Origin of the sequence: Chroococcus sp. FPU101 (genome assembly GCF_017312365.1) — a bacterium.
In the GTDB taxonomy this organism is placed as follows: Bacteria; Cyanobacteriota; Cyanobacteriia; order Cyanobacteriales; family Microcystaceae; genus Chroococcus.
On sequence record NZ_BLJI01000095.1, the window covers coordinates 1 to 1,560 of the forward strand.

Consider the following 1,560-nt stretch of genomic DNA (forward strand, 5'->3'; position numbering starts at 1 on the left):
AAGTGTGCTTTCCCCAATCACTATTACTCTAATGTCGCCATTACATTAATGGCGATAAGTTTCAAAGTGTTGGATATTCCAATACTTTGAAACATACTTTTAAGTCAATTTAACTTTATTAAGTTTATTGCGTACTAACAGAACTGTTGTATCTCTGAGTTATACCAATTATTGAAAAATAGGCTACAGATAGGTTAAACTCATCAAAGAAATGAGGACAAAAAGGACAAACCAATGGCAGGAGTCTACAAAATTGAAATTGCAGAAAGTTCTGAAGTTCTCAAAAAACTGCTAGGACAACAGAAAACAGGAGCAGGAAAAGAAAGAGTACAGCTATTGTATTTACTAAAAAGTGGGAAAGCGAAAACCGTACAAGAGTCCGCGCAAATATTGGGCAGGCATCGAGTGACAGTGCAAGAGTGGTTAAAACGTTATCGAGAAGAAGGATTAAAAGGATTATTGCAAGAAAGAGTTAGTACTGGTCGTCCGCGTGCCATTCCAAGATGGGCAGAAAAAGCTCTTGACCAAAGGCTACAAGAAAGTGAGGGTTTCAACAGTTACGGTGAAATTTGTCAATGGTTAGAAGAAAAGCTAGGGATCAGAGCCAACTATCAAACCGTACATCAATTAGTCTATTATCGCCTCAAAGGTTCGCCGAAAGTAGCACGTTCAAAAAGCGTCAAGCAGGAACAAGTGAGATTAGAAGCTTTTAAAAAAACTTTGCCCAAGATTTAGCAATGCTCGCTTGGGTAGTAATTACTGTAATGGGACTGAACAAGAAGATCCGTTTTTTGTGCCAAGATGAAACTCGTCTTGGGCTAAAAACTATTAGTGGAAGGAAAATTACAGGTCGGGGTGTAAAGCCAATCGGTAAGGTGCAGTGGCAATACATAGCAACCTATCTTTATGGAGTGGTTGAACCCAGTACAGGAGAACATTTCTTTTTTGAGTTTACCCATCTTAACAGTGATTGTTTTGGGGTTTTTCTTGAGCTAGTCTCCCAACAGTTTCCTGATTGTGTGCTGATTATTCAATTGGATAATGGTGGATTTCACAAAGCCAAAAAACTCAAAATTCCCGACAACATTATTCTGATGTTCCAACCTTCTCATTGTCCAGAACTCAACCCCATTGAACGGGTTTGGCAACATCTTAAGATAGGTTTGCGATGGCAACTGCCCACCAATTTAGATGAGTTGCGATCTTTGTTGCAAGTTCGGTTGGCACAGATGACTCAAGAGGTGATTGCTTCCCTTGTTGGATGGCAGTACATTCTGGAGGCTTTATCTGTAGCCAACATTTAATGAATTGGTATAACACTAAAAAAATACTATCTTGAATATCTGCTTCACTCAAACCGATCGATGCAGTTGTAATATAAAGCGTTGTTAGATCCGTTCCACCAAAAGTACAACTACTTGGACGTGGCACAGGTAAAGACACCCGTAACATTTCTTTACCATTCGGGTCAAAACGGATGATGCACCAACCATCCCACATAGCAGACCAAAGACAACCCTCGCTATCAACAGTTAACCCATCAGGGGAAAAAGATTCTTC

The 1,560-nt window shown here is 39.7% G+C and carries 2 protein-coding genes and 1 pseudogene; 2 read left to right on the forward strand and 1 reads right to left on the reverse strand.

Features of this window, described 5'->3' with window-relative positions:
- Nucleotides 1–234 precede the first annotated feature (234 nt).
- Nucleotides 235–735 (forward strand): helix-turn-helix domain-containing protein, encoded by a 501-nt coding sequence (locus CFPU101_RS25885; protein WP_242578275.1) that lies wholly within the window; start codon nt 235–237, stop codon nt 733–735.
- Between the two features lie 2 nt (nt 736–737).
- Complete coding sequence (locus CFPU101_RS25890; RefSeq protein ID WP_242578276.1) at nt 738–1,304, forward strand: IS630 family transposase; 567 nt, start codon at nt 738–740, stop codon at nt 1,302–1,304.
- 73 nt (nt 1,305–1,377) lie between these two features.
- Here the strand turns inward: CFPU101_RS25890 and CFPU101_RS26110 are convergent.
- A pseudogene (locus tag CFPU101_RS26110) lies at nt 1,378–1,560 on the reverse strand (SMP-30/gluconolactonase/LRE family protein); the annotation flags it as partial.

Bases quoted from the DNA above. Each gene is read 5' to 3' on its own strand.
- CFPU101_RS25885 (WP_242578275.1), top strand. From the start codon at position 235: ATGGCAGGAGTCTACAAAATTGAAATTGCAGAAAGTTCTGAAGTTCTC.
- CFPU101_RS25890 (WP_242578276.1), top strand. From the start codon at position 738: ATGCTCGCTTGGGTAGTAATTACTGTAATGGGACTGAACAAGAAGATC.